A 26,622-nucleotide genomic window follows, 5' to 3' on the forward strand; every position below is an offset into this window, starting at 1 on the left:
CATGCAAATTACGACTCCTGATATTGGTGTAGATAAAGCTACAGTGGCTGAAATTTTGGTCAAAGTGGGTGATACGATTAGTGTCGATGACAGCATTGTTTTGTTGGAGTCTGACAAAGCATCTGTTGAAGTGCCAAGCACTTCAGCAGGTGTGGTGAAAAGTATTTTGGTGAGCCTTGGTGACGAAGTTGCTGAAGGTGCGGTTTTGGTAGAGCTTGAAGCGGAGGGGCAAACGTCATCTGAAGCACCTACAGCACAAGTTGAAGAATCGAAAGCACAAGCTCACGCAGAACCTGTAGACCAATCTCAAGCGGAAGCGCCTGAAGCAGCATCAACGGCGTCTGAAACTGTTGATGTTCAAGTACCAGACATTGGTGTTGAAAAAGCCACTGTGGGTGAGATCTTGGTTGCGGTTGGCGACGAAATTGATGCCGATCAAAGTATCATTGTCGTTGAGTCTGACAAAGCGACAGTTGAAGTTCCAAGTGCTGTTGCGGGTACAGTTGAATCGATTGAAATTTCAGTCGGTAATACAGTGAAAGAGGGTGTTGTGATTCTGAAAGTGAAAACAGCAGCTTCAGCATCAACCGCGGCGCAAGCTGCTGCAGAAACTACACCGACGACTGTTCCATCTGCAGAGGCACCACCTGCAGAATCAACAAAAGAGACAGTTGCTTCAGCGCCAGCAGGTAAAGTTGAGATCGCTGTCCCTGACTTAGGTGTAGACAAAGCTGCTGTAGCTGAAATTTTAGTGGCTGTTGGTGATAAGGTTGAAAAAGACCAAAGCATCATTGTGGTTGAATCAGATAAAGCGACTGTTGAAGTACCAAGTACCACCACAGGTGTGATTACCGCAATTCATATTGAATTGGGTCAAAATGTGTCTGAAGGTGTGGCTTTAGTCACGATTGAAGCTGAAGGTCAAGCAACCCCAGTTACAGAAGCCCCTGTATCAGCACCAGTGACTACAAAAGCGGAAGCACCAAAAGCTGCCCCTGCGCAAGCAGCGGTTGCTACTGTACAAACAGCAGCCCCTTCAGCAGATAAACTGACCAAAGAGCAAAATGCAGCAAACGCCAAAGTATATGCTGGTCCTGCGGTACGTAAGTTGGCGCGTGAGCTTGGTGTTGTGTTGGCAGAAGTCAAAGCTTCTGGTCCACATGCACGCTTAATGAAAGAAGACATCTTTGCGTATGTGAAAACACGTTTAACTGCACCAGCACCTGTAACTGCTGCACCGACAGTTGCTGCACCAGCAGGATTGCCTAAATTACCAAGTTTTGACGCCTTTGGTGGTGTAGAAGAAAAAGCGTTAACACGTTTACAGCAAGTGTCTATTCCACAGTTGTCATTGAACAATTATATCCCGCAAGTGACCCAATTCGATGCGGCAGATATTACGGAGCTTGAAGCATGGCGTAATGAGCTTAAAGGCAACTTTAAGAAAGAAGGCATTAGCCTGACCATTATGGCATTCATCATCAAGGCTGTAGCGCATTTGCTAAAAGAAGAACGTGAGTTTGCAGGTCACTTGTCTGATGATGGCAAAACCGTATTACTGCGTAAAGAAATCCATATGGGCATTGCTGTTGCTACACCAGATGGTTTAACAGTGCCTGTGCTACGTAATCCAGATCAAAAATCAATTAAGCAAATCGCAGTTGAACTCGGTGAGTTGGGTCAAAAAGCACGTGATAAGAAATTGTCACCGAAAGATCTGCAAGGTGCCAACTTCACGATTTCAAGCCTAGGCGCAATTGGTGGTACGGCATTCACTCCGCTTGTCAACTGGCCGCAAGTGGCAATCTTGGGTATTTCACCTGCAACGATGCAACCTGTGTGGAATGGACAAGGTTTTGATCCACGTTTAATGCTTCCATTGTCATTGTCTTATGACCATCGTGTCATTAATGGTGCTGATGCTGCTCGCTTTACCAATAAACTGACGAAGCTGCTTAAAGATATTCGTACATTGCTCATCTAAATATTTTTAACGTATTTTGTCTGCAGAATCAAAACCTCACTTCGGTGGGGTTTTTATTTGTAAAAACAAAAAGCCAGGCTTATAATGGATAAACTTCATTGGGGAGTAGCCGCTGTTCTGCAATAGAACAGGTGATGGTCAACATATTTGCTCTAAAACGAGCATGGTCATCATAGCAAAGAACCAAATGAGCTCTATTTGAGCTTTCTTTTGTTGGCAAGACCTTTGATTTACCATTCTGCGGATTTTTGGCTAGCAGGGATGGTGGGTCATTGGTATTTGTTATGCTAGCCAGAGAAAGACATCATGTATGAATTCCTTCTGTCTACAGGTATCGTCGCACTAGCTGAAATGGGTGATAAAACCCAATTGTTAGCTTTACTTCTTGCTGCACGCTTTCGTAAACCCGTTCCAATCTTAATTGCTATTTTGTTAGCGACAATTGTCAATCATGGAGTTTCCGCTGCTCTAGGACAATGGGTTACAACAATTTTAAGTCCCGAGATCCTCATGTGGATTCTAGCAATAGGATTTATTGCTATGGCTGCTTGGATGCTGGTCCCTGATGAACTAGAGGATGAGTCAGGAAGTATTCAAAAATGGCAAAAATTTGGCGTTTTTGGAGCGACATTTATTTTATTTTTCTTGGCTGAAATTGGCGACAAAACGCAGATTGCGACAGTGGCACTTGCTGCACGTTTTGACAGTATCTGGTGGGTGATGGCTGGAACGACATTAGGTATGATGATCGCTAATGCGCCGGCAGTATTTATTGGTGATAAATTGGCGAATCGATTACCTATTTCCTTGATTCACAAAATTGGCGCAATAATTTTCCTTGTCATAGGTGTGGGCACTTTAGTGCAACATTATTGTTTATAAATGGTTGTATACGCATAAAGATCTGAATCTTCAAAAGATTTAGTTTATTTATAAATAGTATTGAAATAATGCACCATGAAAGTGATTCATAATGGTGCATTTTTTTAATGGAAGTTATTGATTAGTAAATAAATATAATAAAAATAAATCTTGTTTTTGAAATTAAGTTTTTTTAGGATTTCGTCACTAAAAAATTATTTTTAAGAGATTTAAAAATGCTCTCTCAGATTTCTGCACAGGATGCGTGTTTAAGTTGTGGTGCTTGTTGTGCCTATTTCCGTGTTTCATTTTATGGTGCGGAAGCGATGAACATCCCTACCGAGATGGTTGAGGATATTAACCCTGTATATGCTTGTATGGTGGGGACGAATCAAACTAACCCGCGATGCGTTGCTCTAGAAGGAGAAATAGGGAAGCAGGTCTCTTGCTCGATCTATACGGTTCGCAGTTCATCGTGTAGAGAGGTCCAAGCCGGAGATGCGCAATGTGCCAAAGCTCGACAAGCCCATCATCTGATCCCATTAATTGATATTGAAATTGTTCCATCGTCGAATGATGACGATTACGATCAGGTCAGTTAATTTGAATGATTTAAAATATGCTTCTGTTTTATATGCTCTTATTATGATTTTCTCGGATAGTAAATTGCATAAAAATAGGGGTGATGGGTAAATTTCATAAAATTGTCGATAATAAGAAATGAAATTTACCTTAAAATTTGTATATAATGGCGCACGGAAATTACCAGTGAGACTGTTATGTTGACCATCGTTCAAGACGCGTTAACTTTTGATGATGTCCTATTACTCCCTGCCTACTCTACTGTTCTCCCAAAAGATGTCTCTCTAAAGACACGTTTAACTCGCGGCATTAATTTGAATATCCCTCTTGTGTCTGCAGCAATGGATACGGTGACTGAATCCCGTATGGCAATTGCAATGGCACAAAATGGCGGTATTGGTATCCTTCATAAAAATATGGATATTGCAGCGCAAGCTGCTGAAGTACGCCGTGTGAAAAAATTCGAAGCAGGCATGGTGAAAGATCCAATTACAGTAACCCCTGAAACGACTGTGCGTGAGTTAATCGCAATTACGCAAGCGAACAATATCAGCGGTGTGCCAGTGGTGAAAGATGGCAAAGTAGTTGGTATTGTGACAGGTCGTGATACACGCTTTGAAACTAATCTTGAACAGCCAGTAAGCAACATCATGACTGGTCAAGATCGTTTGGTCACCGTTCGCGAAGGTGAATCGAAAGAAAACATTCAGGCACTTCTCCAAAAAAATCGCATTGAGAAAGTGATTGTTGTTGGCGAAAACAACGAACTAAAAGGTTTAATCACTGTAACAGATTTTAATAAGGCTGAGCTTTATCCAAATAGCTGTAAAGATGACTTAGGTCGTTTACGTGTGGGTGCTGCAGTTGGTACAGGTGTAGAAACTCCAAGCCGTGTTGAAGCATTGGTTGATGCGGGTGTTGACGTGATTGTAGTCGATACTGCACATGGTCACTCTGCTGGTGTTATCGAGCGCGTACGTTGGGTTAAAGCCAACTACCCACAAGTTCAAGTCATTGGCGGTAACATTGCGACTGGCGATGCTGCATTGGCTTTACTTGATGCAGGCGCAGATGCTGTGAAAGTAGGTATCGGTCCTGGTTCAATCTGTACGACTCGTATTGTTGCAGGTATTGGTATGCCACAAATTTCGGCGATCGATTCTGTTGCTAACGCACTGAAAGATCAAATTCCATTGATCGCAGACGGTGGTATCCGCTTCTCAGGTGATATGGCAAAAGCGATCGGTGCAGGTGCAAGTACGATTATGGTGGGTTCTTTACTTGCTGGTACTGAAGAAGCACCAGGCGAAGTTGAATTCTTCCAAGGTCGTTATTACAAAGCTTACCGAGGAATGGGTTCATTGGGTGCAATGGCGGGTGCAACAGGTTCTGCGGATCGTTATTTCCAAGACTCTAAAGCAGGTGCTGAGAAGTTGGTTCCAGAAGGTATTGAAGGCCGCGTACCTTACAAAGGGCCAATGGGCAACATCGTGCATCAAATGATGGGTGGTTTACGTTCATCTATGGGTTATACAGGCTCTGCAGTGATTGAAGATCTTCGTCAAAATGCGAAATTCGTGAAAATCACGTCTGCGGGTATGTCTGAATCACACGTTCACGATGTGACCATTACTAAAGAAGCACCGAATTACCGTGTTGGTTAATTGCCTGTTATAAAACAATTTTTAAAAAAAACCGTCATGTAAATGACGGTTTTTTTATTTTGGTGTAAAGTGGTGCGCATTGAAAAAGGATGATGTTAATCACCCGCTAAGAAGTGAGAGAATGAATGAGTTATTTTGGTACTGATGGTATTCGTGGGAAATTCGGTGTATTTCCAATCACACCTGAGTTTGCACTCAAATTAGGGTTTGCTGCGGGTAAAGTACTTAAGCGTAGAACAAAAAGAAATAAACCGATTGTGGTGATGGGCAAAGATCCTCGTTTATCAGGTTATATTTTAGAAGCTGCTTTACAATCGGGTTTAAACGCAGCTGGTGTTTATGTGCATTTATTGGGTCCATTACCTACGCCTGCCATTGCTCATTTAACTCGTGCTTTGCATGCCAGTTTAGGGATTGTCATCTCAGCTTCACATAACCCTTATCATGATAATGGCATTAAGTTTTTTTCTTCAGAAGGAAAAAAATTACCAGACGAGTTTCAAGATGAGATTAATGCTGAACTCGAGAAAGATATTGTCATTGATGATATTGCGAGTCTAGGAAAAAGTGTGCGTGTTGATGATGCTCCAGGTCGTTATATTGAATTTTGTAAATCAACGTTCCCATACCATTACGATTTAAACAATTTAAAAATTGTCGTCGACTGTGCCAATGGAGCAGCATATAACGTGGGTCCTGCGGTATTCCGTGAGCTCGGTGCCAAAGTGATTGCGATTCATAATGAACCGAATGGTTTGAATATTAACCAAGGCTGTGGCTCAACTCATCCTGAGAGTTTGCAAGCTGCTGTAGTTGATCACCAAGCAGATTTGGGTATTGCATTTGATGGCGATGCAGATCGTGTCATTCTAGTGGATCAGAATGGAAAGCTGATTGATGGCGATCATATTCTATATATCTTGGCGACACAAAGTGCCAATAAACCAGCCGGTATTGTCGGTACGCTCATGAGCAATATGGCACTTGAATTAGCACTTGAAAAAGCAGAAGTTCCACTGCTACGTGCCAAAGTTGGTGACCGTTATGTATTGCAAGGTTTAGAGGAAAACGGTTGGGTTATTGGTGGTGAACCTTCAGGTCACATTTTAACTCTAGACAAGAGCACCACAGGTGATGCGATTATTGCAGCCCTACAAGTCTTAACTGTCATGGTTGAACAGAAGAAAGCATTGCATGAGTTGGTTGCTGACTTTAAATTACTGCCAAACGTGCTTGTAAATGTCCGTTTAGATGCAATGTTTGATCCATACTCAGTACCTGCATTGGCTGCAGAATTTGCCAAAGCCGAAGCGCAACTTAAAGGTCGTGGTCGATTACTGATTCGTAAGTCAGGGACTGAACCTGTAATTCGTGTGATGGTTGAAGGTGATAATCTTCAAGAAGTGACTGCACTGGCACATGCTTTGGCAGATGCTGTACGTGCTAATGCAGCAGCTTAATCGGGGATTGACTCATGAGTGATTTGATTAAAGATCTCAGTGAACTGCGCCTAAATTATCAAAAAGGCGAATTACATGAGGATCAAGTGAATGCTGATCCACATGAACAGTTTCTATTGTGGTTTAACCATGCGTTAGAAGCTCAGCTTCACGAACCGTATGCCATGTCATTGGCTACGGCAAATGCCGATGGTCGACCGCACGTACGTACCGTATTACTTCGAGGTGCGGATGAAAATGGTTATGCGTTCTATACCAATTATGACAGCCAAAAAGGACTCGACTTAGTAGCCAATCCTTATGCGCAAATTCTGTTTTATTGGGCAGAACAAGAACGCCAAATTCGCATTTCAGGTCGAGTGGTAAAAATTTCGGAACAAGAATCCGCTGATTATTACCATAAGCGTCCGCGTGATAGTCAAATTGCAGCGCATATTAGTACCCCACAAAGTGGTGTGATTGCGAGCCGTGACGAGCTACAGCAACGCTTTAATGATTTGCATGAGCGTGTGGCAGATCAACAAACTTTAGATAAGCCTGACTTCTGGGGTGGTTACCGTATAGAGCCAGATTATTATGAGTTCTGGCAAGGTCGCCCAAACCGTTTGCACGACCGTTTGTGTTATGAAAAAATCGACGGTGCGTGGAAATTACAACGATTGATGCCATAAATGCCAAAATTTGAAATCAAGCAACGTCCATTTTTAACACGCCCTGAAAATTTTCAGGGCGTGCCTTCATTTATTGCCGAAATTTTGGCACGTCGAGGCGTTGAATCTGAACAAGAACTAGAACTGAAATTAAAATACTTATTAGCGCCAACTATGAAGGGGTTAGATGCTGCAATTCAGTTGATCGACCAAGCCATTGATCAACACAAAAAAATTGTGATTGTCGGTGACTATGATGCTGACGGTGCGACCAGTACAGCACTGATGATGCTTGCACTACGTGACATGGGGGCAGATGTTGATTATTTAGTCCCTGATCGCTTTAAGTATGGCTATGGTTTGACACCTGCTATTGCAGATCTTGCGTTTGCCAACTTTACGCCTGATTTGTTGATTACGGTCGACAATGGCATTTCAAGTCATGATGGAGTTAAGCAAGCTCAAGATCATGGGATGCAAGTAATTATTACCGATCACCATCTCACAACCAAGCCAACGCCTATGGCTGAGGCAGTGGTGAATCCGAATCAACTCGGTTGTGAGTTTCCAAGTAAAGCTTTGGCAGGAGTAGGAGTTGCCTTTTATGTGTTGGCGAACCTATCCAGTCATCGTAAAAAAATGGGCAAGTCTTTTGCACAAATGACTAACTATTTGGATTTGGTTGCGCTTGGGACCTATGCCGATGTTGCCAGTTTGGATTATAACAACCGAATCTTAATCGACAGTGGTCTAAAGCGGATTCAACAAGGATTATGTCGCCCTGGGATTTCAGCCTTATTAGATATTGCCAAACGTGATCCTGCAGGACTGACAGCGCAAGACTTAGGTTTTGTGATTGGACCGCGAATTAATGCGGCAGGGCGTATGGAAACCATGGACATTGGCATCGAATGTCTCTTAGCATCCGACTTGGCTACAGCATATCCTTTAGCGGAACAGCTGAATCAACTCAATGTGGAACGTCGTCAGGTAGAAGGTAAGATTAAACAAGAAGCATTGACTGCATTAGATCAAATTCAGCTAGATAAGGATGCAATACCTGCAGCGTTAATTATGTTTGAGCCACATTGGCATCAAGGCGTGATTGGAATTGTGGCAGGACGCTTAAAAGAGCAGTTCCATCGTCCGAGTATCGTTTTTGCCCGTGATGAAGATGACATTCATATCAAAGGTTCAGCGCGTTCAATTGAGGGAATTCATATTCGGGATGCGATTGAGCGTGTGGCTGAGAAATATCCACATATTGTCAGTCACTTTGGTGGGCATGCTGCAGCTGCAGGTCTAACCATTAAAAAAGAACATTTTGCTGAGTTTAAGCAGGTATTTGAGCAGTTGATTGCCAGTCAAGATGAAAGTCTGTTTACTGCAACCTTATGGACGGATGGGGAGTTGCCAGCTTCAGCTTTCCAAATTGAAACGGTGGACGTATTACAAAATTTAAGTCCTTGGGGGCAAAAGTTTCCTGCGCCTGTATTCGAGGGAGTATTTAAAATTTTGGATTATCGCTGGCTTAAGGATGTGCACTTGAAACTGCGTGTAGCTTTAGAAAATGGTCAAGTGGTAGAGGCAATCGCCTTTAACGCAGCAGATAAATATCAGTTTGATCCGATGCTCAATGAAATTCGCTTGGTCTATGAGCTGGATAAAAATACCTTTAATGGTAATACCAGTTTACAAATGCGCATTGTACATATGCATCAATAAAAAAACCGCTCATCAGAGCGGTTTTTAGCACTCAAAGATCAGAAGCGGTATGCACCACGTACAGCAAAAGTATTGCCGTCATCTGCAAAACCAATTCGTCCTTCGACACTTATTTGCTGATTGAAGAATTTTTTAGCATTTACACCAAACTCATCAAAAGATCCGCCATTGAAATCTTGATTGAAATAGTCAACACCCACGCTGAGTGATTTATCAATATAATAATCGCCTCTTAACGAGAACTCGTCTAGATCACCAAATGCAGCTCCAGCCTCTAAATTCACATCATTTGTGCCAATTTGAGTGACATATTTTGCTCGAATAGTAGGGTCAATACCATCATCGTTGTCATCATCCCAACCACGTAAACCAGCTGCGACCAATAAAGATGGTGCTAAGAAATAACCAGCTTCAATTTTATAGTTTGTGACATCATTATCAGTGGTGTTAGGTATTTTTTGAGTTTCCTGAGAAAGATTGGCATTTAGATAGAAATCAGTATTTGGAACAAAGTATTCAATTCCAACACCATAATTCCAGTATTCGACTACATCAAAGTCGTCATAAGATACTTTTGCATTCACGTTGCTCGAACGATTTAAAAATGCAGCTTCGTTCAATGGAGAGTTCTTGATTTGAACAGGATTAAAATAATATGTGCCATCAAGCGCAAAACCTGCAGAATTGCTACCATTATCAGGATCGATCAATTTGGCTGTAGCCCCAACTTCAGCTTGATACGCATGTGCAGTTCCTAAGCTTGCAATAAGTGCAGTCGCAAGTGTAATTTTTTTAAACATATATTGACTCTCTTTGTTATAGAAATATGACTGTTTTGTGACAGCTGATTTCTATTGTAAGAACAAAAGGGGATGAGTCAATGCACAAAAAATGACATTCCATCGGGATTTTGCACAAAAAAAGCCCATCATTAAGATGGGCTTTTAAGAAACACTAAATTTTAATTAAGATATTAGAAGCGATATTTAGCAGCTAAACCGAACTTGTTGTAATCATTATTTGCAAGTTCACCGAAACCTACACGACCTTCTAAGCTTACTTGAGGTGTGAAGAATTTACGTGCGCTTACACCAAACTCGTTTGTATCTGCAGGACCAGTATCTTTACTATAGTAATCCACACCAACACTTAAAGTTTTATCGATGAAGTAATCAGCAGCTAGATTATATTCATCAAGGTCACCGAATGCAGCGCCAGCTTCTAAGTTGATATCTTTACCGTTAGACAATGTAGTTACATATTTAGCACGTAATGTTGGGTCAACACCATCATCATAGTCGTTATCGTAACCCTTAAGACCTGCTGCAATTAATAAGCCAGGTGCAGGCAAATAACCTACTTCAGCACCATAAACTGTCTCATCAAAATCAGGTCCAATATCAAATTTACGATCATCACGACCAACATTACCGCTTACATAAAAATCAGAATTAGGTACGAAGTATTCAACACCTACGCCGTATTGATGTCTTTCATCATCACCAACTTCGCTGTATTGGTATTTCGCATTTACATTACTTGCACGATCAAGGAATGCAGCTTCAGCTAGTGGAGCATTGCGTGTTTGAACTGGTTGGAAATAATAAGTACCATCAACACCAAATGAACCACTTGTACTACCATTATCAGGATCGATAAGACCTGCAGAAGCACCTACTTCAGCTTGATATGCATTTGCAGTTCCAGTTACAGCTAAAGCAGAAAGAAGTGCAGACGCGATTGCTAATTTTTTCATGGATACTTCCCCTCAATAGAGTTAGTTGTTAATACATTTTTTGTTACAAGTTCAGTGTAGGGGAAAATCATGAAGGATCAATCAAGCAAAAGTAACAGTAATGTATCTTGTGTAATTTTTATGTAAAAATAAAAATTTAAGTTATTGATTTTAAAAAATAAAAAAACATGTTAATTCATGTGAAAGATAAGGTGTTTTAGTCATTTTATGTTGCTTTTGAATATGAATTGTATGCAATTTGAACGAAAGTAGCAGTTTTGGAACTGCTACTTCCCCATGTTGAATGGAATTAGAATCGATATGTTCCGTTTATATTAAACTTATCTTCATCATCACTGAATCTTAAAATACTCCCAAGAGAGAGGTTATTATTGATAAAGTATTTGCCACGTAATTGGTATTCGTCTTTATGAATTTTACTAGTGCTATTCGTATCTCGCGTATAAGCACTACCTAGGCTTAAGCGTTGAGTTAAATAATAATCCCCACCAAATGTAATCGAATCAATATCATGTCCAAAACTACCATCCAATTCTAAATTGAAATATTGACCATTTTGGCCTAATGGGGTGACATATTTGGCTTTTAAAGCAAAAGCATTTTCATCAAAGCCTTCACCTTTATAAGCATTAATACCTACTGCTATCAGTAAATTTTGAATAGGAGTATAACCAACGAGAGCTCTATAGGTGGTTATATCGAAACGCTGCTTAGCATGAGATGAACCGTTTAGTGAGCTTGAGCGTGACTCCACTTTATAATGTTGACGACCGACCTCACCTGTGAAGTACAGTTGATCAATATAATATTCTCCCCCTATTGAATAGCCGTGCAGCTCTTGTTTGCTTTGTGCAACTATTTCATTTATATACACTTTATCGTCTTTAATATGCTGAAAACTATATTTCGCTGAAACGCGATTATGGTGGCCAAGAAATGCAGCCTCATCAAGTGGTTTATTTTCAGTATCAACTGCTTTGAAGTAATAAGTACCTTCTGTTTCAAATACACCGTGATAATCAACCTTGAGACTATCATGGTCAAAATAGGTATATCCAGCATCAATTTGAGCTTGGTAGGCCATAGCTGAAGTTGTCAAAGGGAGGATGGCCAAAGCCAAATAGGTTTTGTTCATTTTCATAAGTCTCTGCTTATTGTTGTAAAAATAAAGTAAGTATTTTTTAATAATTAAATGTATTGTTAATAATAACTAAACAACGGTCAAGAGAATATTGAATAAAAAAGCAAACTCTCAAGTTTTACTTGGCTGTGTTAAAATATTGCCAATTTTGATATAGACATATTTAGGATCTACACCGTGGAAATTAATCCTTATCTTCTCCAGCTGAAAGACTTGAACGAACGTGGTCAAACACTACGGGGGTATCTTTGACTACGATCTAAAGAAAGAGCGTTTAGAGGAGGTTCTCCGCGAACTTGAAGATCCAGCAATTTGGAATGATCAAAATCGTGCTCAAGCGATGGCAAAAGAAAAAGGTGAGCTCGAAAACGTTTTAAATGTTTTAGATGGTTTAGCAACACAACTTGATGATGCACAAGCGATGCTTGATCTTGCTGTAGAAGCGGATGAAGAAGAAATGCTTGCAGATGTTCAAGCAGAACTTGATTCAGCTGAGGCTGAACTGGCTAAACTTGAATTCAGACGTATGTTTAGTAATCCAATGGATCCAAATCCTTGCTATGTCGAAATTCAAGCGGGGTCAGGTGGTACTGAAGCTCAAGATTGGGCATCTATGCTATTACGTATGTACTTACGTTGGATTGAGCGTCATGGCTTTAAAGCTGAGTTAATGGAAGAATCTGACGGTGATGTGGCTGGGATTAAATCGGCAACTATTCGTGTAGAAGGCGAATATGCTTATGGTTGGTTACGTACTGAATCAGGTGTACATCGCTTAGTCCGTAAATCACCTTTTGACTCAGGCAACCGTCGTCACACTTCATTCTCAGCGGTTTTTGTGTCTCCAGAAATTGATGACAACATTGAAATTGAGATCAATCCAGCAGATGTCCGTACGGATACATACCGCGCTTCAGGTGCAGGTGGTCAGCACATTAACAAAACAGATTCTGCAGTGCGTTTAACCCATGCACCAACTGGAATTGTGGTGGCTTGTCAGAACCAGCGTTCACAACATGCTAACCGTGATCATGCTTGGAAACAGCTTCGTGCTAAATTGTACGAATTGGAAATGAATAAGCGTAATGAAGCAGCTCAAGCACTAGAAGATTCTAAATCGGATATTGGGTGGGGGAGCCAAATTCGATCTTATGTGTTGGATGATTCACGTATTAAGGACTTACGTACTGGCGTTGAAAACTCAAACACGGGTGCCGTGTTAGATGGTGATCTTGATAAATTTATTGAAGCTAGTTTGAAACAAGGGCTTTAATCATTTTTAAAAAAAAGCAGGGCAAAAGCCCTGCTTTTTTTTGTTCTAGCACGAAGCTTGCTAGATTAAATCAGTTCAATGTTAGAATCAGAATTATTCGGCACAGTCATTCATAAACTCGATTTGTTAAATATCGTAATAATTCGATATTAATATCTATAAAAATCGATATAATGAGTTCAGCACAGTGCAGATCATTAACTTGAGTGAAATGAGATGGATACTGAAGCAATTTTTAAAGCCTTATCGAACCCGATACGCCGCCAAATTTTACAATGTTTAAAAGATCCAGAGCGCTTTATTCCACAAGATGAGTGTGTGCAAGATTTTAGTCGTGGCGTATGTGCAGGACAGATTGAAAAAATTGCAGATGTATCTCAGTCAACCATGTCTAATCATTTATCTGTTTTACAACAAGCAGGTTTGGTTCATGTTACTAAGCATGGTCAATGGTCTTATTTTTCTCGTAATGAAGCACTGATAAAAAGTTTTGCAGAACACCTTCAACAATCACTCTAACGATAATGAGTGAAGAGGATAAATGAATGACTGATTTTAGTAGCCCAGTAGTCTTTGGTGAATTAAAGCTCAAAAATCGCGTGGTTATGGCACCTTTAACGCGTAGTCGTGCGACAGATGATCGTGTACCAACAGAAATGATGGCTGAGTATTATGCGCAACGGGCAAGTAGTGGATTAATTATCTCAGAAGCGACCGTAATTTCTGAGGAGGCGAATGGTTATTCAAATACGCCAGGATTATTCACTGATGCTCAAGTGGAAGGGTGGAAGAAAGTAACCCAAGCTGTTCATGAAAAAAATGGCTTAATTGTCGCTCAGCTTTGGCATGTTGGACGTGTGTCACATCCAGATTTACTGAAGGGTGATATACCCGTTTCGGCGAGTGCTGTTCAACAAGCCGGATATGTCAGTTTGTTGCGTCCGAAACGTCCTTATGTCTTGCCACGTCCATTAGAAATTTCTGAAATTCATGCGATTACAGCGCAATATAAACAAGCAGCAATTCGTGCTAAAGAGGCAGGATTTGATGGTGTGGAATTGCATGCGGCGAATGGTTATTTAATTGATCAATTCTTGCAATCGAAAACCAATCAGCGTGAAGATGAATATGGTGGCTCGGTGGAAAATCGTGCGCGTTTCTTGTTAGAAGTCGTGGATGAGCTAATTGAAGTTTGGGGTGCTGGTCGAGTAGGTGTACATTTAGCTCCTCGTGGTGATGAACACGATATGGGTGATGATGATCCACGTGAAACTTTTGGTTATGTGTTAGAACAACTCGGTCAAAGAAACATTGCATTTTTCTTTACACGTGAATATTTGGCAGAAGACAGTATTAGTCAAGAATTAAAAGCGCGTGGACAAGGTATTCCTTTTATTGCCAATATGCGTTTAAGTCGAGAGGATGCTTTACAACTTCTCACTTCAGGTCAAGCTGATGCAGTGTCTTTTGGTAAAGATTATATCGCCAATCCTGATTTATATGAGCGTTTGGTACAGAATGCTCCTTTGAATGAATTAAAGTTAGAAAATATGATCGGGACGAATGTGGCTGAGGGCTATATCGATTATCCTTTTTTACAAGGAAATTGAAATTTAAGATAAGTATTTGAACCGAAAAAATTCGCAGGGTATGATCTCAACTTCGTGGTCATGCCCTATTTTTTTAAGAATGCTCGAGGTCTTACGTTTTGACAACTCCATTTTGGTATAACGCAGCATTGGCTTTACTAAAGCCAATTTATAAATGGCGTATAAAAAAGCGAGCAGACAATATTGAGCAATTTCATCAAGAGTGCTTAGAGCGCTTCGGTCCGTTTCAATCTCCAAAAAATCTTAATGCGATATGGTTTCATGTGGTTTCAGTTGGAGAAACCAATGCTGCACAACCTCTGATAGAACATTATTTAAAGCTTGGGTATGCTGTGTTGGTTTCGAATACCACCAAAACAGGTCAGGCACGAGCTAAATCCTTATTTGCAAAAGCACCATATGTAGATCTTTTTCAAGCAGTATATTTACCTGCAGATCAAAAAAAATTAGTCAGTGCTTTTTTTAAAAAATATCAACCCAAAATGTTGGTTTTGGTTGAAACAGAACTATGGCCCAATTTAATTGATCAGGCGAAAATTAGTAAAATACCCACTTTTTTGGTGAACGCACGTTTATCTAAAAAGTCAGCAAAAGGATACGCCAAAGTACCAAGTATTACTCAGCCTATGCTCAGCGGTCTGACTCAACTTTTGGCTCAAGATGAAGCTTCACTGAATCGATTTAGGGCTTTAGGTGCTGCTACAGCGCATAGTCAAACAGTGGGTAGTATTAAGTTTGATATTCATGCGCCCGAAGAAATGCTATTGAAAGCGCAACAAATTCATCAAGATTGGGATTTGCAAGCACGCCAAATTATTACGATTGCAAGCACACATCATCCTGAAGAGAAAAATCTGTTATCTAAGTTTAAAGATTATTTAAATGATCATCCTGCCGTCTTGCTGATTATTGTACCGCGTCATCCAGAACGTTTTGATGAAGTTGCACAAGCCATTCAAAGTCATGAGTTAAAAATGCATCGACGTAGTTTAGGTGAAATCATTGAGGCTGATACACAAGTTTATCTTGCTGATAGTATGGGTGAAATGTGGATTTGGTATGCATTGAGCCAAGCAAGTTTTGTGGGTGGATCATTAAATGAACCTGGCGGTGGGCATAATATCTTAGAGCCAATATCACTCAATGTCCCGACTGTGATTGGACCGAACTACTTTAACTTTCAAACCATTGTCGATGAATTTGTGGAAGAAAAAGGGATTCTAATCGGTCAAACTACGGAAGAGGTGGTGAATCATCTTATTCAGTGCTTATCTCAGGATGAAACGATTTTAGCAGTACAAAATCAGGCTCAAAAGATCATGCAACGGAATACAGGGTCATTGCAAAAACATATTCATGTCCTGAATCAATACCTTTAGTTTTTAAGTATATGAATATTGTATTGCTTGATCCTGCATCAGCACAGGATGACCTCTGGACGATTCAATCTGCACGCCAAATTGAGCATCTGAAGCATCAACTTGATATTAAAATTGGAGATACTTTAAAGGTTGGTATTAGAGGTGCTGGTCGATATACAGCTGAGGTCATAGAAATTTCTGAAAGGAAAATCTTAATTCAGCCACTTTATGAAGAGCCTGTACCGAAGAAATTACCTGTAACGTTAATCGTTGCTATGCCTAGACCGAAAGTATTGAGACGATTGATTCAAGATGCTGTAACTTTAGGCGTAGAAAAAATCATTTTGCTGCACAGCTATCGGGTCGATAAAAGCTATTGGCAAACACCATTTTTACAACAAATTGATCACTATGTTCAACTGGGCTTAGAACAAGCGGGTGATACATTTCCACCTGAAATCGAAATGTATAAACGCTTTAAACCTTTTGTGGAAGATGTTCTTCCTCAAATGATTTCCGTTGAACGACCAGCTTATGTAGCACATCCTTATGCAACCCACAGTATGCCTCATGCGATTGAGCACCCGTGTACGATATTGATTGGGCCTGAAGGTGGTTATATTCCTTATGAGATTGATTTACTCATAAAAAACGGCTGCCAAGCTGTCAGCTTAGGCAACCGAATTATTCGTACTGAGACGGTGATTCCTTATGTGTTAGGTCGTCTGTTTAGCACGTGGTGATTCATCTTCTTGTGAAGAATCTCCGCGATAGACTTTAACCTCTTGAACTGGATATGGAATCGAGATTTCATGTTCAGCAAAAGCTTGAATCACTTTTTCTTGAACTAAACTAATAGATGTAGATGTCGCAGTTTCACCCGTATTCACCCACCAACGTACAGTGAGGTTGATTGAGAAATCAGCTAAGGCAGAGACATTCACGCTAAATGCAGGTTGACTGAGGATTTGTTGATCCCGGTCTAAAATACTCAAAATAATATCTTTCGCTTTTTGAACATCATCTTCGTAACCAATACCGACCACGAATTCACAACGACGACGTGGATATGCCGTATTAACAGTAACTGCATTGGTATAAACCGTTGCGTTGGGAATGACGATACGGCGACCATCAGGTGAACGTAAGTAGGTTGCACGAATTTGAATATCTTCAACGGTCCCCTCTAAACCATTCACAATGATATCGTCGCCAATTTTGAAGGGTTCACCGAGTAGAATTAAGATACCAGAGAGCAGGTTTTGAAAAATATCTTTAAATGCAAAACCAATTGCGACAGATCCGATCCCCAGTGCACTCATCAGCTGTCCAGGTGTAAACCCTGGAATTGCAATAACCATCGCAATTAAGAAGCCAAAGAAAATAATAAAAGAGCTACCGACGCGGTTGAGGACGAGCACTAAATTTTGTTTGGTATATGAACGCTCTGAAAGTGCTTTTCTGACAAATAATTTGAACAGCTTAGACAACAACCAAAATAAGGTAAATACAATCAAAGCAATACAGATATAAGGGATTCGTTCCCAAAAGCCATCCATGATTTTATCAATGGTGGTATATGCATCATTGTATTTCGCAGTATGTGCAATGACGGTTTGAGCCGTTTTCTCACTTGCATCTTGTAGAAGTTGAGTCGTACCTTGAGCCACCTGACTCAAAGAATTTTGTTGTTCAGCCACGAGTGTTCCAAATGTATTGAATGTTTACATTTTGCCTGAAAATACAGTGAATAAAAATCACGTTCGCAGGTTTTATCGTCATTTTTATTCATTGAATAAACTGAAAATAACAAAAAAATTGCATGTTTTTATAAACATTCAGCACCTTGTCCAACAAAAAAATCGAAATGGTATTTATTGATAAAAAAATGGAGTTTTTTGACAACGACAGATTTTACTTGCTTATGAATGATGATCAGCAATGATTCGGATCATTGATTGTTAGATATTTTAGGTTGTTCAATTGGCAAGAAGATACGGATAACTTTTGAAATAAATGAATGCTCAGTCTACGACCAAAGCATGATTGTTTGAAATTTTAAAGTATAGTCATACTCAAGATATAAGACAAAAAATGATCAGTATGATCAAGACAACTCTCGAGATGAGAAACATAAATCAAGGATGCGAATTATGAATGAAATATATCCAGTACCCGAAGTTTTTAAAAAAACTGCACGAACCAATGAAGAGCAATATTTCGAGCGGTATAAAGCATCTATTGAAAACCCCGAAGCATTTTGGACCGAAGCAGCCAAGAAACTAGACTGGATTAAGCCTTTTACACAAGTCAAAAATACCAACTTTGATAAAGAGAATTACAAAGTTGAATGGTTTGCAGATGGCCAATTAAATGTCAGTGAAAACTGTCTCGATCGACATTTAAAAGAACACCCACATAAACCTGCGATTATTTGGGAAGGTGATCATCCATCACGCCATAAAATTATTTCATTTGAAGAATTACACGATGAAGTTTGTCGTTTTGCCAATGTTCTCAAGAAGCATGGCGTGATCAAAGGCGACCGTGTTGTTCTGTATATGCCAATGGTCCCTGAAGCAGCCATTGCGATGTTGGCATGTACACGTATTGGTGCGGTACATTGCGTGGTGTTTGGAGGTTTTTCACCAGATTCTTTAGCAAGTCGTATTGATGATAGCCAAGCAAAAGTCATCATTACAGCAGACTCGGGCATGCGGGGTGGTAAGCCAATTCCACTGAAAGAAAACGTTGATGCAGCGATGGAGCTTGAAGGGACGAGCTCTGTACAAAATGTCATTGTGGTGCATCGTACTGGTAACCCAATCACAATGCATGAAGGTCGTGACCTGTGGTATCACATGGAAATCATGACAGTCACAGATATCTGTCCACCTGAACCAATGAATTCAGAGGATCCGCTGTTTATTTTATATACTTCAGGCTCAACGGGTAAACCTAAAGGTGTGCTACATACTACAGGCGGTTATCTGACTTACGCGAACTTTACCTTTAGGGAAGTATTTGATTTAAAACAAGATGATATTTTCTGGTGTACCGCTGATGTCGGTTGGATTACTGGTCATTCTTATGTGTTGTATGGTCCACTTTCAAATGGGACGACAACATTGATGTTTGAGGGTGTTCCACAATACCCAACTTGGGCACGCACTGGACATATTGTAGATAAGCACAACGTCACAATTTTATATACGGCACCAACGGCGATCCGAGCGATGATGCGTGAAGGTGATGCATTTATCCGTGAAAGTGACCGTAGTAGCTTACGCTTGTTGGGCTCCGTCGGTGAGCCAATTAATCCTGAAGCTTGGAACTGGTACTACACCGTAGTTGGTGAAAGTCGTTGTCCAATTGTAGATACATGGTGGCAAACTGAAACAGGTGGCTTCATGATTTCGCCTTTACCGGGCGCAACTGCACTTAAACCTGGTTCTGCAACACGCCCATTCTTTGGTGTACAACCTGCTTTGGTTGATGCTGATGGTAAAGAGCTAGAAGGAGAGGCTGAAGGTAATTTGGTGATCAAAGATTCTTGGCCAGGACAAATGCGTACCATTTGGGGTGATCCAGATCGTTTTATCGAGGCATATTTCTCAACTTATCCAGGGAATTATTTCACGGGAGATGGTGCACGCCGTGATAAAGATGGTTATTACTGGATTACGGGGCGAGTGGATGATGTTCTGAACGTTTCGGGACACCGCTTGGGGACTGCAGAGATTGAAAGTGCATTGGTTGCACATGAACATGTTGCAGAAGCAGCCGTTGTGGGTATGCCACATGACATCAAAGGTCAAGGGATTGCAGCCTATGTAACTTTACAGGCAGATACGCCAGAGTCAGAAGAACTCAGGAAAGAGCTGGTAGGTTGGGTAAGAAAAGTTTTAGGACCTGTGGCTACACCAGATGCAATTTATTGGGCGCCAGCATTACCCAAAACACGTTCAGGCAAGATTATGCGCCGAATTTTGAGAAAAATTGCCGCTAATGAGCTAGATAGTTTGGGCGATACCTCAACTTTGGCAGATCCACAGGTCGTGGATCAATTAATTGCTGAAGTGAAATCACAGCAGTAATCCCGATTAAACAGACGAAGTCATGTTTTAAATACCGTTAGTTCAACTAGCGGTATTTTTAGTTCAGTGATAAGAAAAGCAGGCATTGTGATAAGTCAAATCATGTTGATCTGCTAAGCTTATCAGCAGATGCGATACGGAATATAACAATGAATTCTCCCCTAAATTTTAATCCTGAAACGCCACTTGAGACTGCGCAAATACTTGCATCTGAGTTTGCGAAAACCGCAGCAGAACGAGATAAACAAGGTGGAAACCCAAAGGCTCAGCGAGATCTAATTCGACAAAGTGGTTTGTTGTCTTTATCTATTCCAAAAGAATTTGGTGGGCAAGGTGCAACTTGGAGCACGATTTTTAAAACTATTCAAACCATTGCTCAAGTTGATAGTTCACTTGCGCATGTATATGGCTTTCATCATTTGCTTATTGCGACGGTACAACTTTTTGCACAGCCAGCTCAATATGGAGATTGGTTTAGACAAACTGCCAAACACAACTTATTTTGGGGAAATACGTTAAATCCATTAGATCGTAGAACAACCGCGAAACAAGTTTCTGATGAAGAATTTATCTTCCATGGTGATAAAAGTTTTTGTTCTGGATCAATTGATTCAGATATCTTGCTCTGTTCGGGATTTAATGAAGATGGAAAGTTACTGATTGGCGTGATTCCAACAGCACGAGAGGGCGTGAGCTTTCTTGGGGATTGGAATAATATGGGGCAACGTCAAACGGATAGTGGTACCAGTCATTTTGAACAGGTCAAAATTCGCAAGGATGAATTACTCCTCAATCCCGGTCCTTTAAGTACACCTTATTCAAGTTTGAGACCGCTAATTGCTCAACTGATTTTCGTGCATTTATTTTTAGGTGTTGCTGAGGGAGCGTTCAATGTTGCGAAAGAGACAGTTCAAACACAAAAAGCTTGGTCGAAATCACTGGTTGAACAAGCGGTGAATGATCCATTTACCCAGAAGCATTTCGCCGAATTTTATGTGCAACTTGAAGGTGTGCGCTTGCTCGCGGAAAAAGCGATCAATACATTACAAAAGGCGTGGGATGAAGGGGAAACATTAACTGCGGAGCAACGTGGTGAAGTCTCAATTGCAATCGCCACCGCCAAAATTGCAGCGACTCATACTTCACTTTATGTGACACAAAATATTTTTCAAGTGATGGGTGCACGCGCGTCTACTGCAAAACTGAATTTAGATCGATTCTGGCGTAATGTACGAACCCAAACCCTGCATGATCCAATTGATTATAAATATCAGGAAGTCGGAGAGTGGGCATTAACTGGAAAAGTTCCAGATCCGAGTTTCTACTCTTAGATCGAATTGATTATGAAAAAAGCCTCTATCGTAGAGGCTTTTATTTATTTTTGATGAATATTTTCTAAAGTATCGACAAGCGTACGTGTCATCTGATCAATTTCGTAATTGACTTGATCGCCGACTTGAACATATTTCCATGTGGTTAAGCGTAAAGTTTCTGGAATAAGATCGATTGAGATTTGATTGTTTGCACGATCAACTCGATTGACTGTCAAACTGCAGCCATTTAAACCGATAAAGCCCTTTAAGAAGAAATATTTGATATTGCCATTTGGAATTTTAAGGTCGATATGAAACGTTTCACCATTTTTGCTTAAATGCTTTACGGTTGCAGTGCCTTCAATATGACCATATAAATTATGCCCACCATTCTCAGCACCTACTTTAGCGGAGCGTTCAATATTGACCTCATCACCGACGTTGAGTTGACCTAAAGTGGTTAATTCAAGTGTTAGATTTGAAACATCAAAATGCACTTGACCAGCGATCAGATCAATTTGTGTAGCGGTTAAGCAAACACCATTAATCGCAACACTGGCGCCGATAAATACATCATGAAAAAGATTGAGCGCATTAGAAATAACAAAAGTCCGATATCCCTCTTTATGCTGTATATCTAATACTTTTTCTAACCCTTGCACGATACCTGTATACATAATAAACCTTTGCCTAAAAATAAACCTTAATTGCTTTTAATCCTAACTGAGATCGTAGCGATGATCATCTTACGCAGATTGATTGGTTCTGGGTAAAAAGAAGGTCAATAAACCCAGTAGTGGTAAGTATGAGCTAAAGTGAAATACCCAACGAATACCTTGATGATCTGCCACATAGCCCAAAGCTGCTGCCGCGATACCGCTGATCCCAAACATCAAACCAAACATCAAACCAGAGACCATGCCGACACGACCTGGCATCGCTTCTTGTGCATATACAACCATTGCTGAAAATGCGGAAGACATAATCAATCCAGCAAGAATCGCAAAGATACACGTCCACATCAAATTCACATGTGGCATGAGTAATGCAAAGGGTGCCATGCCAATGAAGGAAATCCAAATGACAGCTTTACGACCTACTTTGTCACCGACAGGGCCGCCAGCAAAAGTACCGATTGCTACTGCAGCTAAAAAAGCAAATAAATAAAGCTGAGCCTGTTGAATACTGACCTGAAACTTTTCGATCAAATAGAAGGTATAGTAATTTCCAATACTTGCAATGTACGTGAATTTTGCAAACATTAACGCACAGATAATCACAATTCCCTGTACAAGTTTAGAACCTTTCAACGGTGTTGATTGCTTGGCTTTTACTGCTGAAGCAGCTTGAACAGCATATTGAATGGTCCATCGACTGATTCTGTAAAGCAGATAAATAGCGAAAATGGCAAATATCATGAGCCAAGCAACTGAGGCTTGGCCGTTCGGTACAATAATTGCTGCGGCCAACAGTGGCCCAACGGCAGAGCCGCTATTACCACCCACTTGAAAAGCGGATTGAGCAGTTCCGAAGCGACCACCTGATGCTGTTCTCGCTACTCGTGAGGCTTCTGGGTGAAAGGCAGATGAGCCCACACCGATGAGTGCTGCTGAAATCAGTAAGATTGGAAAAGTCCATGCAAATGCCAGCAGAACGATACCTAGCAGTGTAACGCACATACCCAAAGGGAGGAGGTAGGGCTTAGGATGCTTATCAGTGTAGAGTCCAACCCAAGGTTGCAGAATAGATGCAGTCATTTGATAGACCAAAGAAATAATCCCGATTTGGGTAAAGCTCAAGTCAAAATTAAGTTTCAGCATGGGATAAATGGCAGGTAAGCAAGACTGGATCAGATCATGTAATCCATGCGCTAATGCAATAGCGAAAATAATATGAACCGCCATTTTATTCGCTGAAGCACCAGAGGAATTGTTTGAATGTTCTATTGATTGAATTGAACCCATAAGGCTGTGCTGTCTTCATTTTTGAGGTGATTATAACCGTGCAACAGCGGAACAATGTACGATTTATTCAATTTTCGATGTACTGTTGCTGATCAGATTATATGAACTATCCAATAAAAAGCCCCCAAGCCGAGCCTTGGGGGGTAAGTTGCTACTGCATGACGCTATTATTATAGTTATCAGGGTCAAAACAAGACTGAACAAAGCGCTGATTTCATTCAGATCGTTGTTAATTAATCGAAGACCAATTAAGCTGATTTAGCGGTGATGTGTTGTTGCTGTTCAGCTTCGAGTTTTCGAACTAAAGGCAGTACTTTTTCACCAAAATATTCAACTTCCTCTATAAAATGTAAGAAGCCAGATAAGATCAGGTCCACACCAACTGATTTTAATTCAACGATACGTTCAGCAATTTGTTGCGGTGTACCGATGAGATTTGTTCTGAACCCGTCGTTGTATTGGACAAGATCTTCAAATGTTGATTTTGCCCAGTTACCTTCACCTTCTTGAGTTGCGGCACCAGCTTCACGAGTTGCATCACCAAAGGCATTGACTGCTTCTACATTTGCATTGTCAATGATTTCTTGAAGTACAGCTTTTGCCTCCTCTTCAGTATCGCGAGCAATGATAAAGGCATTCACCCCAATTTTGACTTGATGGTGATTCAGCTTGGCTTTTTCACGGATGTCATCAATCTGCTTTTTAATTTCAGCAGGCGTGTTTCCATTGGTGAAATACCAATCAGAAACACGAGATGCCATATCACGTGCGGCACGCGAGCTACCCCCTTGGAAAATTTCAATATGTGGGCTTTGAACAGGTTTTGGCTTCAAGGTGTAGTCTTTAAATTGATAATATTTTCCATCAAAACTAAAGTTATCCTGCGTCCAAATACCTTTTAAGCTACGAATAAACTCCTCTGAACGTGCATATCGTTGATCGTGTTCAGGCCATTCTTCACCGATGGCATCAAATTCACCACGGAACCATCCGCTCACAACATTAATAGCGATACGACCATTGGTTAAATGATCAATTGTCGCGAGCTGTTTAGCCGCCAGCGCGGGTTTCCAAGGGCCTGGTAAAATTGCTGCGATTACACGTAACTTTTCAGTTTTTGCCAATAAGCCATGACTAAAGCTTACAGATTCATGCTGATTCTCCGCACCGTATCCTGCCGTGAATCGAATCTGTGTCAAAGCATATTCAAATCCACTTTTTTCAGCAGCTTGCGCGAGTCGAACATTGTAGTCGTAGCTCCAGTCTGTTCGTTGTTCAACATTACTGACGACAAGACCACCACTGACATTTGGAACCCAATAGGCAAATTTAATCGCTTGCTTTTCTGCATTAGACATGGCTTATACCCTCATTGATTCAATTATATTTATGCCACTTCAATTTTTGGGGCAGCATTATTCTTGTGATGCAAGCGTGACTCTGCTGCATCTAAACTTGGTACTGCTGCTGAAGGTAATACTTCTTCTTGTTCAATTTGTTTGTTAATGCCCAAGTTTTGATTGGCTTGTTGGGTTTTATCTTTCACAACCTCAGCACGTTTACCTTTGGCTGGTGCCCACTCTAAAATTGGTAAAGCACGAGCAATGGCTAAGGTAATGCGCGCACGTAATAGTTCACTGTGAATGGTGTATTCAGGCGTAAAATCACGATCAGTTGCATAAACTCCAATTGGCAAAGTCTGTGCTTGGAAGAAGCTAAATAAAGGACGCAATTGATGCTCAAGTACTAAGGCATGGCGATCACTGCCCCCTGATGCAGCTAGTAATACAGGCACATCAACCAGCGCAGTTTGTTCTACAAAGTCAAAGAAATGTTTAAATAAACCTGTGAAAGATGCGCGATATACGGGCGTTCCCACAATCAATGCATCCGCGGCTTCAACAGCAGCAAGATCATCTTGAACACGTTGCGGCAGCTGATTGCGATAAATGGCACCACCTAATAAATGACCGATTTCGCTAAATTTAATAAAATGCACATTAATAGGTGTTGCTTCACCTAACTCATCCAAAATCGCTTGAACAAGCGCTTCAGTTTTTGAAGGATTATTTAGACCGCCAGAGACAGCAACGATATTTAATGGTTTTTGTTGAGCAGTAGACATAGTACAAACCTAAAAATTTAAAATTAATCTCGGATGCACTATTTATGTGGATTTATGCTTATTCTGTAAAATAAGCAAAATAAGAATAAATATCATTTTTGCGTATATAGCGATAATTTAATCTTTTTGAGATATAAATAAGTGATAAATAACTGAATAAACGTATATTTATGATTATGAATAAGCTATTTCAATATTTGAATAAATTTTATATTTAAAAGTGATGTGCTTATCGAATTTTCAAAATTACATAAAAAAATCGCGTTTGTAAGATTTAGCCCGACATTTTCTGCAAAAATTCGTTAATATTTATATATCCTTAACAGCTATAGCACAGTTAGTATATTGATTGTGTTTGAGATCTCTCGCCTCGCTTATGAATATTTTAATCGTTGATGATCATCCACTGTTTCGTCATGCTTTAATTCAAGCAGTTCGTTACAGCTTACCGCAAGCCCAAATCCATGAAACAGCTGCTGTTAATGAATTTTATGAACGTTTAGAAAAAGGTCCTGAACCAGATTTAGTGCTTTTAGATTTGAATCTTCCAGGTGCATCAGGCTTCTCAGCGTTGGTGCATGTGCGTGCACAGTATCCATCGTTACCAATTATTGTCGTATCGGCGCATGAAGAAGTTTCAATTATTCAACGCTCGATTGCACATGGTGCAATGGGCTATATTCCAAAATCAGCGCATCCAAGTCACATTGGTGAAGCGATTCGTCAGGTATTAGAAGGGGATATGTGGTTACCACCAAACCTGCCTGCGAATTTAAACTTTGATCCACGTGCTGCAGATGAAACAGCTTTAGCAGAACGTATTCAATCTCTAACACCACAACAATTCCGAGTGTTAATGATGGTTGCGGAAGGTTTGTTGAATAAACAGATCGCATACGAACTTGATGTTTCTGAAGCAACGATTAAAGCGCATGTGACCGCGATTTTCCGTAAATTAGGCGTTCAAAATCGTACTCAGGCTGTATTAGCGATTAATGCATTAAACATCGAAGAAAAACGTGTTTAAATGATTCTTAGATTTGAAAAAAAGACCTA

23 protein-coding genes and 1 riboswitch are annotated in these 26,622 nt (G+C 40.5%); of the genes, 15 read left to right on the plus strand and 8 right to left on the minus strand.

Annotated elements, in window-relative coordinates:
- Nucleotide 1: 1 nt before the first annotated feature.
- From AC1M9L_RS08170 to recJ, 7 genes are all read left to right on the plus strand, one after another.
- Nucleotides 2-1,984, plus strand: coding sequence for a 2-oxo acid dehydrogenase subunit E2 (locus tag AC1M9L_RS08170; protein ID WP_481591847.1), 1,983 nt, complete (start codon nucleotides 2-4; stop codon nucleotides 1,982-1,984).
- Between the two features lie 88 nt (nucleotides 1,985-2,072).
- Nucleotides 2,073-2,215, plus strand: a riboswitch (yybP-ykoY riboswitch).
- Nucleotides 2,216-2,290: 75 nt separating this feature from the next.
- Complete coding sequence (locus tag AC1M9L_RS08175) at nucleotides 2,291-2,866, plus strand: TMEM165/GDT1 family protein (protein ID WP_035265818.1); 576 nt, start codon at nucleotides 2,291-2,293, stop codon at nucleotides 2,864-2,866.
- Between the two features lie 215 nt (nucleotides 2,867-3,081).
- Nucleotides 3,082-3,447 (plus strand): YkgJ family cysteine cluster protein, encoded by a 366-nt coding sequence (locus AC1M9L_RS08180; RefSeq protein ID WP_179999146.1) that lies wholly within the window; start codon nucleotides 3,082-3,084, stop codon nucleotides 3,445-3,447.
- Between the two features lie 177 nt (nucleotides 3,448-3,624).
- Nucleotides 3,625-5,091 carry an IMP dehydrogenase gene (gene guaB / locus AC1M9L_RS08185; RefSeq protein WP_035265814.1) on the plus strand — a complete coding sequence of 489 codons (1,467 nt, stop codon included), beginning with the start codon at nucleotides 3,625-3,627 and terminating at the stop codon, nucleotides 5,089-5,091.
- Nucleotides 5,092-5,216: 125 nt separating this feature from the next.
- Nucleotides 5,217-6,551, plus strand: a complete 1,335-nt coding sequence (glmM, locus tag AC1M9L_RS08190; protein WP_481586871.1) for a phosphoglucosamine mutase — start codon at nucleotides 5,217-5,219, stop codon at nucleotides 6,549-6,551.
- 14 nt (nucleotides 6,552-6,565) lie between these two features.
- On the plus strand, nucleotides 6,566-7,222 hold the full coding sequence (pdxH, locus tag AC1M9L_RS08195) for a pyridoxamine 5'-phosphate oxidase (RefSeq protein ID WP_481586870.1): 657 nt from the start codon (nucleotides 6,566-6,568) through the stop codon (nucleotides 7,220-7,222).
- A complete protein-coding gene (gene recJ / locus AC1M9L_RS08200) occupies nucleotides 7,223-8,926 on the plus strand; it encodes a single-stranded-DNA-specific exonuclease RecJ (RefSeq protein ID WP_481591848.1) in 1,704 nt (567 codons plus the stop codon). It abuts the gene before it with no gap.
- Nucleotides 8,927-8,964: 38 nt separating this feature from the next.
- Here recJ and AC1M9L_RS08205 read toward each other — a convergent pair whose 3' ends face one another.
- The 3 genes from AC1M9L_RS08205 to AC1M9L_RS08215 form a co-directional block, all read right to left on the minus strand.
- Entirely contained in the window at nucleotides 8,965-9,726 is a 762-nt protein-coding gene (locus AC1M9L_RS08205; protein WP_481591849.1) for a putative porin, read from the minus strand.
- A gap of 173 nt (nucleotides 9,727-9,899) precedes the next feature.
- Nucleotides 9,900-10,682, minus strand: a complete 783-nt coding sequence (locus AC1M9L_RS08210; RefSeq protein ID WP_035265806.1) for a putative porin — start codon at nucleotides 10,680-10,682, stop codon at nucleotides 9,900-9,902.
- Nucleotides 10,683-10,971: 289 nt separating this feature from the next.
- Nucleotides 10,972-11,823: a putative porin gene (locus tag AC1M9L_RS08215; RefSeq protein WP_481591850.1), complete on the minus strand. Its 852-nt coding sequence runs from the start codon at nucleotides 11,821-11,823 to the stop codon at nucleotides 10,972-10,974.
- 177 nt (nucleotides 11,824-12,000) lie between these two features.
- Here AC1M9L_RS08215 and prfB point away from each other — a divergent pair.
- From prfB to AC1M9L_RS08240, 5 genes are all read left to right on the plus strand, one after another.
- Nucleotides 12,001-13,096 (plus strand): peptide chain release factor 2 gene (gene prfB / locus AC1M9L_RS08220; RefSeq protein ID WP_481591851.1). Its coding sequence is split into 2 segments (ribosomal slippage): nucleotides 12,001-12,072 and nucleotides 12,074-13,096, totalling 1,095 coding nucleotides; the frame shifts between segments, so codons are not numbered across the junction.
- A 216-nt stretch (nucleotides 13,097-13,312) separates the two neighbouring features.
- On the plus strand, nucleotides 13,313-13,615 hold the full coding sequence (locus tag AC1M9L_RS08225) for an ArsR/SmtB family transcription factor (RefSeq protein WP_035265803.1): 303 nt from the start codon (nucleotides 13,313-13,315) through the stop codon (nucleotides 13,613-13,615).
- 26 nt (nucleotides 13,616-13,641) lie between these two features.
- The gene (locus AC1M9L_RS08230) at nucleotides 13,642-14,706 is read left to right on the plus strand and encodes an alkene reductase (protein WP_481590148.1); all 1,065 of its coding nucleotides are present in this window, start codon (nucleotides 13,642-13,644) and stop codon (nucleotides 14,704-14,706) included.
- Between the two features lie 98 nt (nucleotides 14,707-14,804).
- Nucleotides 14,805-16,085, plus strand: coding sequence for a 3-deoxy-D-manno-octulosonic acid transferase (locus AC1M9L_RS08235; protein WP_481586865.1), 1,281 nt, complete (start codon nucleotides 14,805-14,807; stop codon nucleotides 16,083-16,085).
- An 11-nt stretch (nucleotides 16,086-16,096) separates the two neighbouring features.
- Entirely contained in the window at nucleotides 16,097-16,810 is a 714-nt protein-coding gene (locus AC1M9L_RS08240) for a 16S rRNA (uracil(1498)-N(3))-methyltransferase (RefSeq protein WP_481586864.1), read from the plus strand.
- On the opposite strand, the gene AC1M9L_RS08245 is transcribed toward AC1M9L_RS08240, so the two are convergent.
- On the minus strand, nucleotides 16,784-17,767 hold the full coding sequence (locus AC1M9L_RS08245) for a mechanosensitive ion channel family protein (protein WP_481586863.1): 984 nt from the start codon (nucleotides 17,765-17,767) through the stop codon (nucleotides 16,784-16,786). The genes AC1M9L_RS08240 and AC1M9L_RS08245 overlap by 27 nt on opposite strands.
- 453 nt (nucleotides 17,768-18,220) lie before the next feature.
- Between AC1M9L_RS08245 and acs the strand changes: the two genes are divergently transcribed.
- Nucleotides 18,221-20,164 (plus strand): acetate--CoA ligase, encoded by a 1,944-nt coding sequence (gene acs / locus AC1M9L_RS08250; RefSeq protein ID WP_481591852.1) that lies wholly within the window; start codon nucleotides 18,221-18,223, stop codon nucleotides 20,162-20,164.
- A 149-nt stretch (nucleotides 20,165-20,313) separates the two neighbouring features.
- Complete coding sequence (locus tag AC1M9L_RS08255; RefSeq protein WP_481591853.1) at nucleotides 20,314-21,495, plus strand: acyl-CoA dehydrogenase family protein; 1,182 nt, start codon at nucleotides 20,314-20,316, stop codon at nucleotides 21,493-21,495.
- A 44-nt stretch (nucleotides 21,496-21,539) separates the two neighbouring features.
- Here AC1M9L_RS08255 and AC1M9L_RS08260 read toward each other — a convergent pair whose 3' ends face one another.
- The 4 genes from AC1M9L_RS08260 to msuE form a co-directional block, all read right to left on the minus strand.
- Complete coding sequence (locus AC1M9L_RS08260; protein WP_481591854.1) at nucleotides 21,540-22,154, minus strand: riboflavin synthase subunit alpha; 615 nt, start codon at nucleotides 22,152-22,154, stop codon at nucleotides 21,540-21,542.
- Between the two features lie 69 nt (nucleotides 22,155-22,223).
- Nucleotides 22,224-23,381: an MFS transporter gene (locus tag AC1M9L_RS08265; RefSeq protein WP_481591892.1), complete on the minus strand. Its 1,158-nt coding sequence runs from the start codon at nucleotides 23,379-23,381 to the stop codon at nucleotides 22,224-22,226.
- A gap of 308 nt (nucleotides 23,382-23,689) precedes the next feature.
- Entirely contained in the window at nucleotides 23,690-24,799 is a 1,110-nt protein-coding gene (gene sfnG, locus AC1M9L_RS08270; protein ID WP_035265790.1) for a dimethylsulfone monooxygenase SfnG, read from the minus strand.
- A gap of 29 nt (nucleotides 24,800-24,828) precedes the next feature.
- Nucleotides 24,829-25,566, minus strand: coding sequence for an FMN reductase (msuE, locus tag AC1M9L_RS08275; RefSeq protein WP_035265789.1), 738 nt, complete (start codon nucleotides 25,564-25,566; stop codon nucleotides 24,829-24,831).
- A 376-nt stretch (nucleotides 25,567-25,942) separates the two neighbouring features.
- On the opposite strand from msuE, the gene AC1M9L_RS08280 reads away from it, so the two are divergent.
- The gene (locus tag AC1M9L_RS08280) at nucleotides 25,943-26,593 is read left to right on the plus strand and encodes a response regulator (RefSeq protein WP_035265788.1); all 651 of its coding nucleotides are present in this window, start codon (nucleotides 25,943-25,945) and stop codon (nucleotides 26,591-26,593) included.
- The last annotated feature ends 29 nt before the right edge of the window (nucleotides 26,594-26,622 follow it).

It is taken from the genome of Acinetobacter sp. ANC_7511 (genome assembly GCF_056779975.1).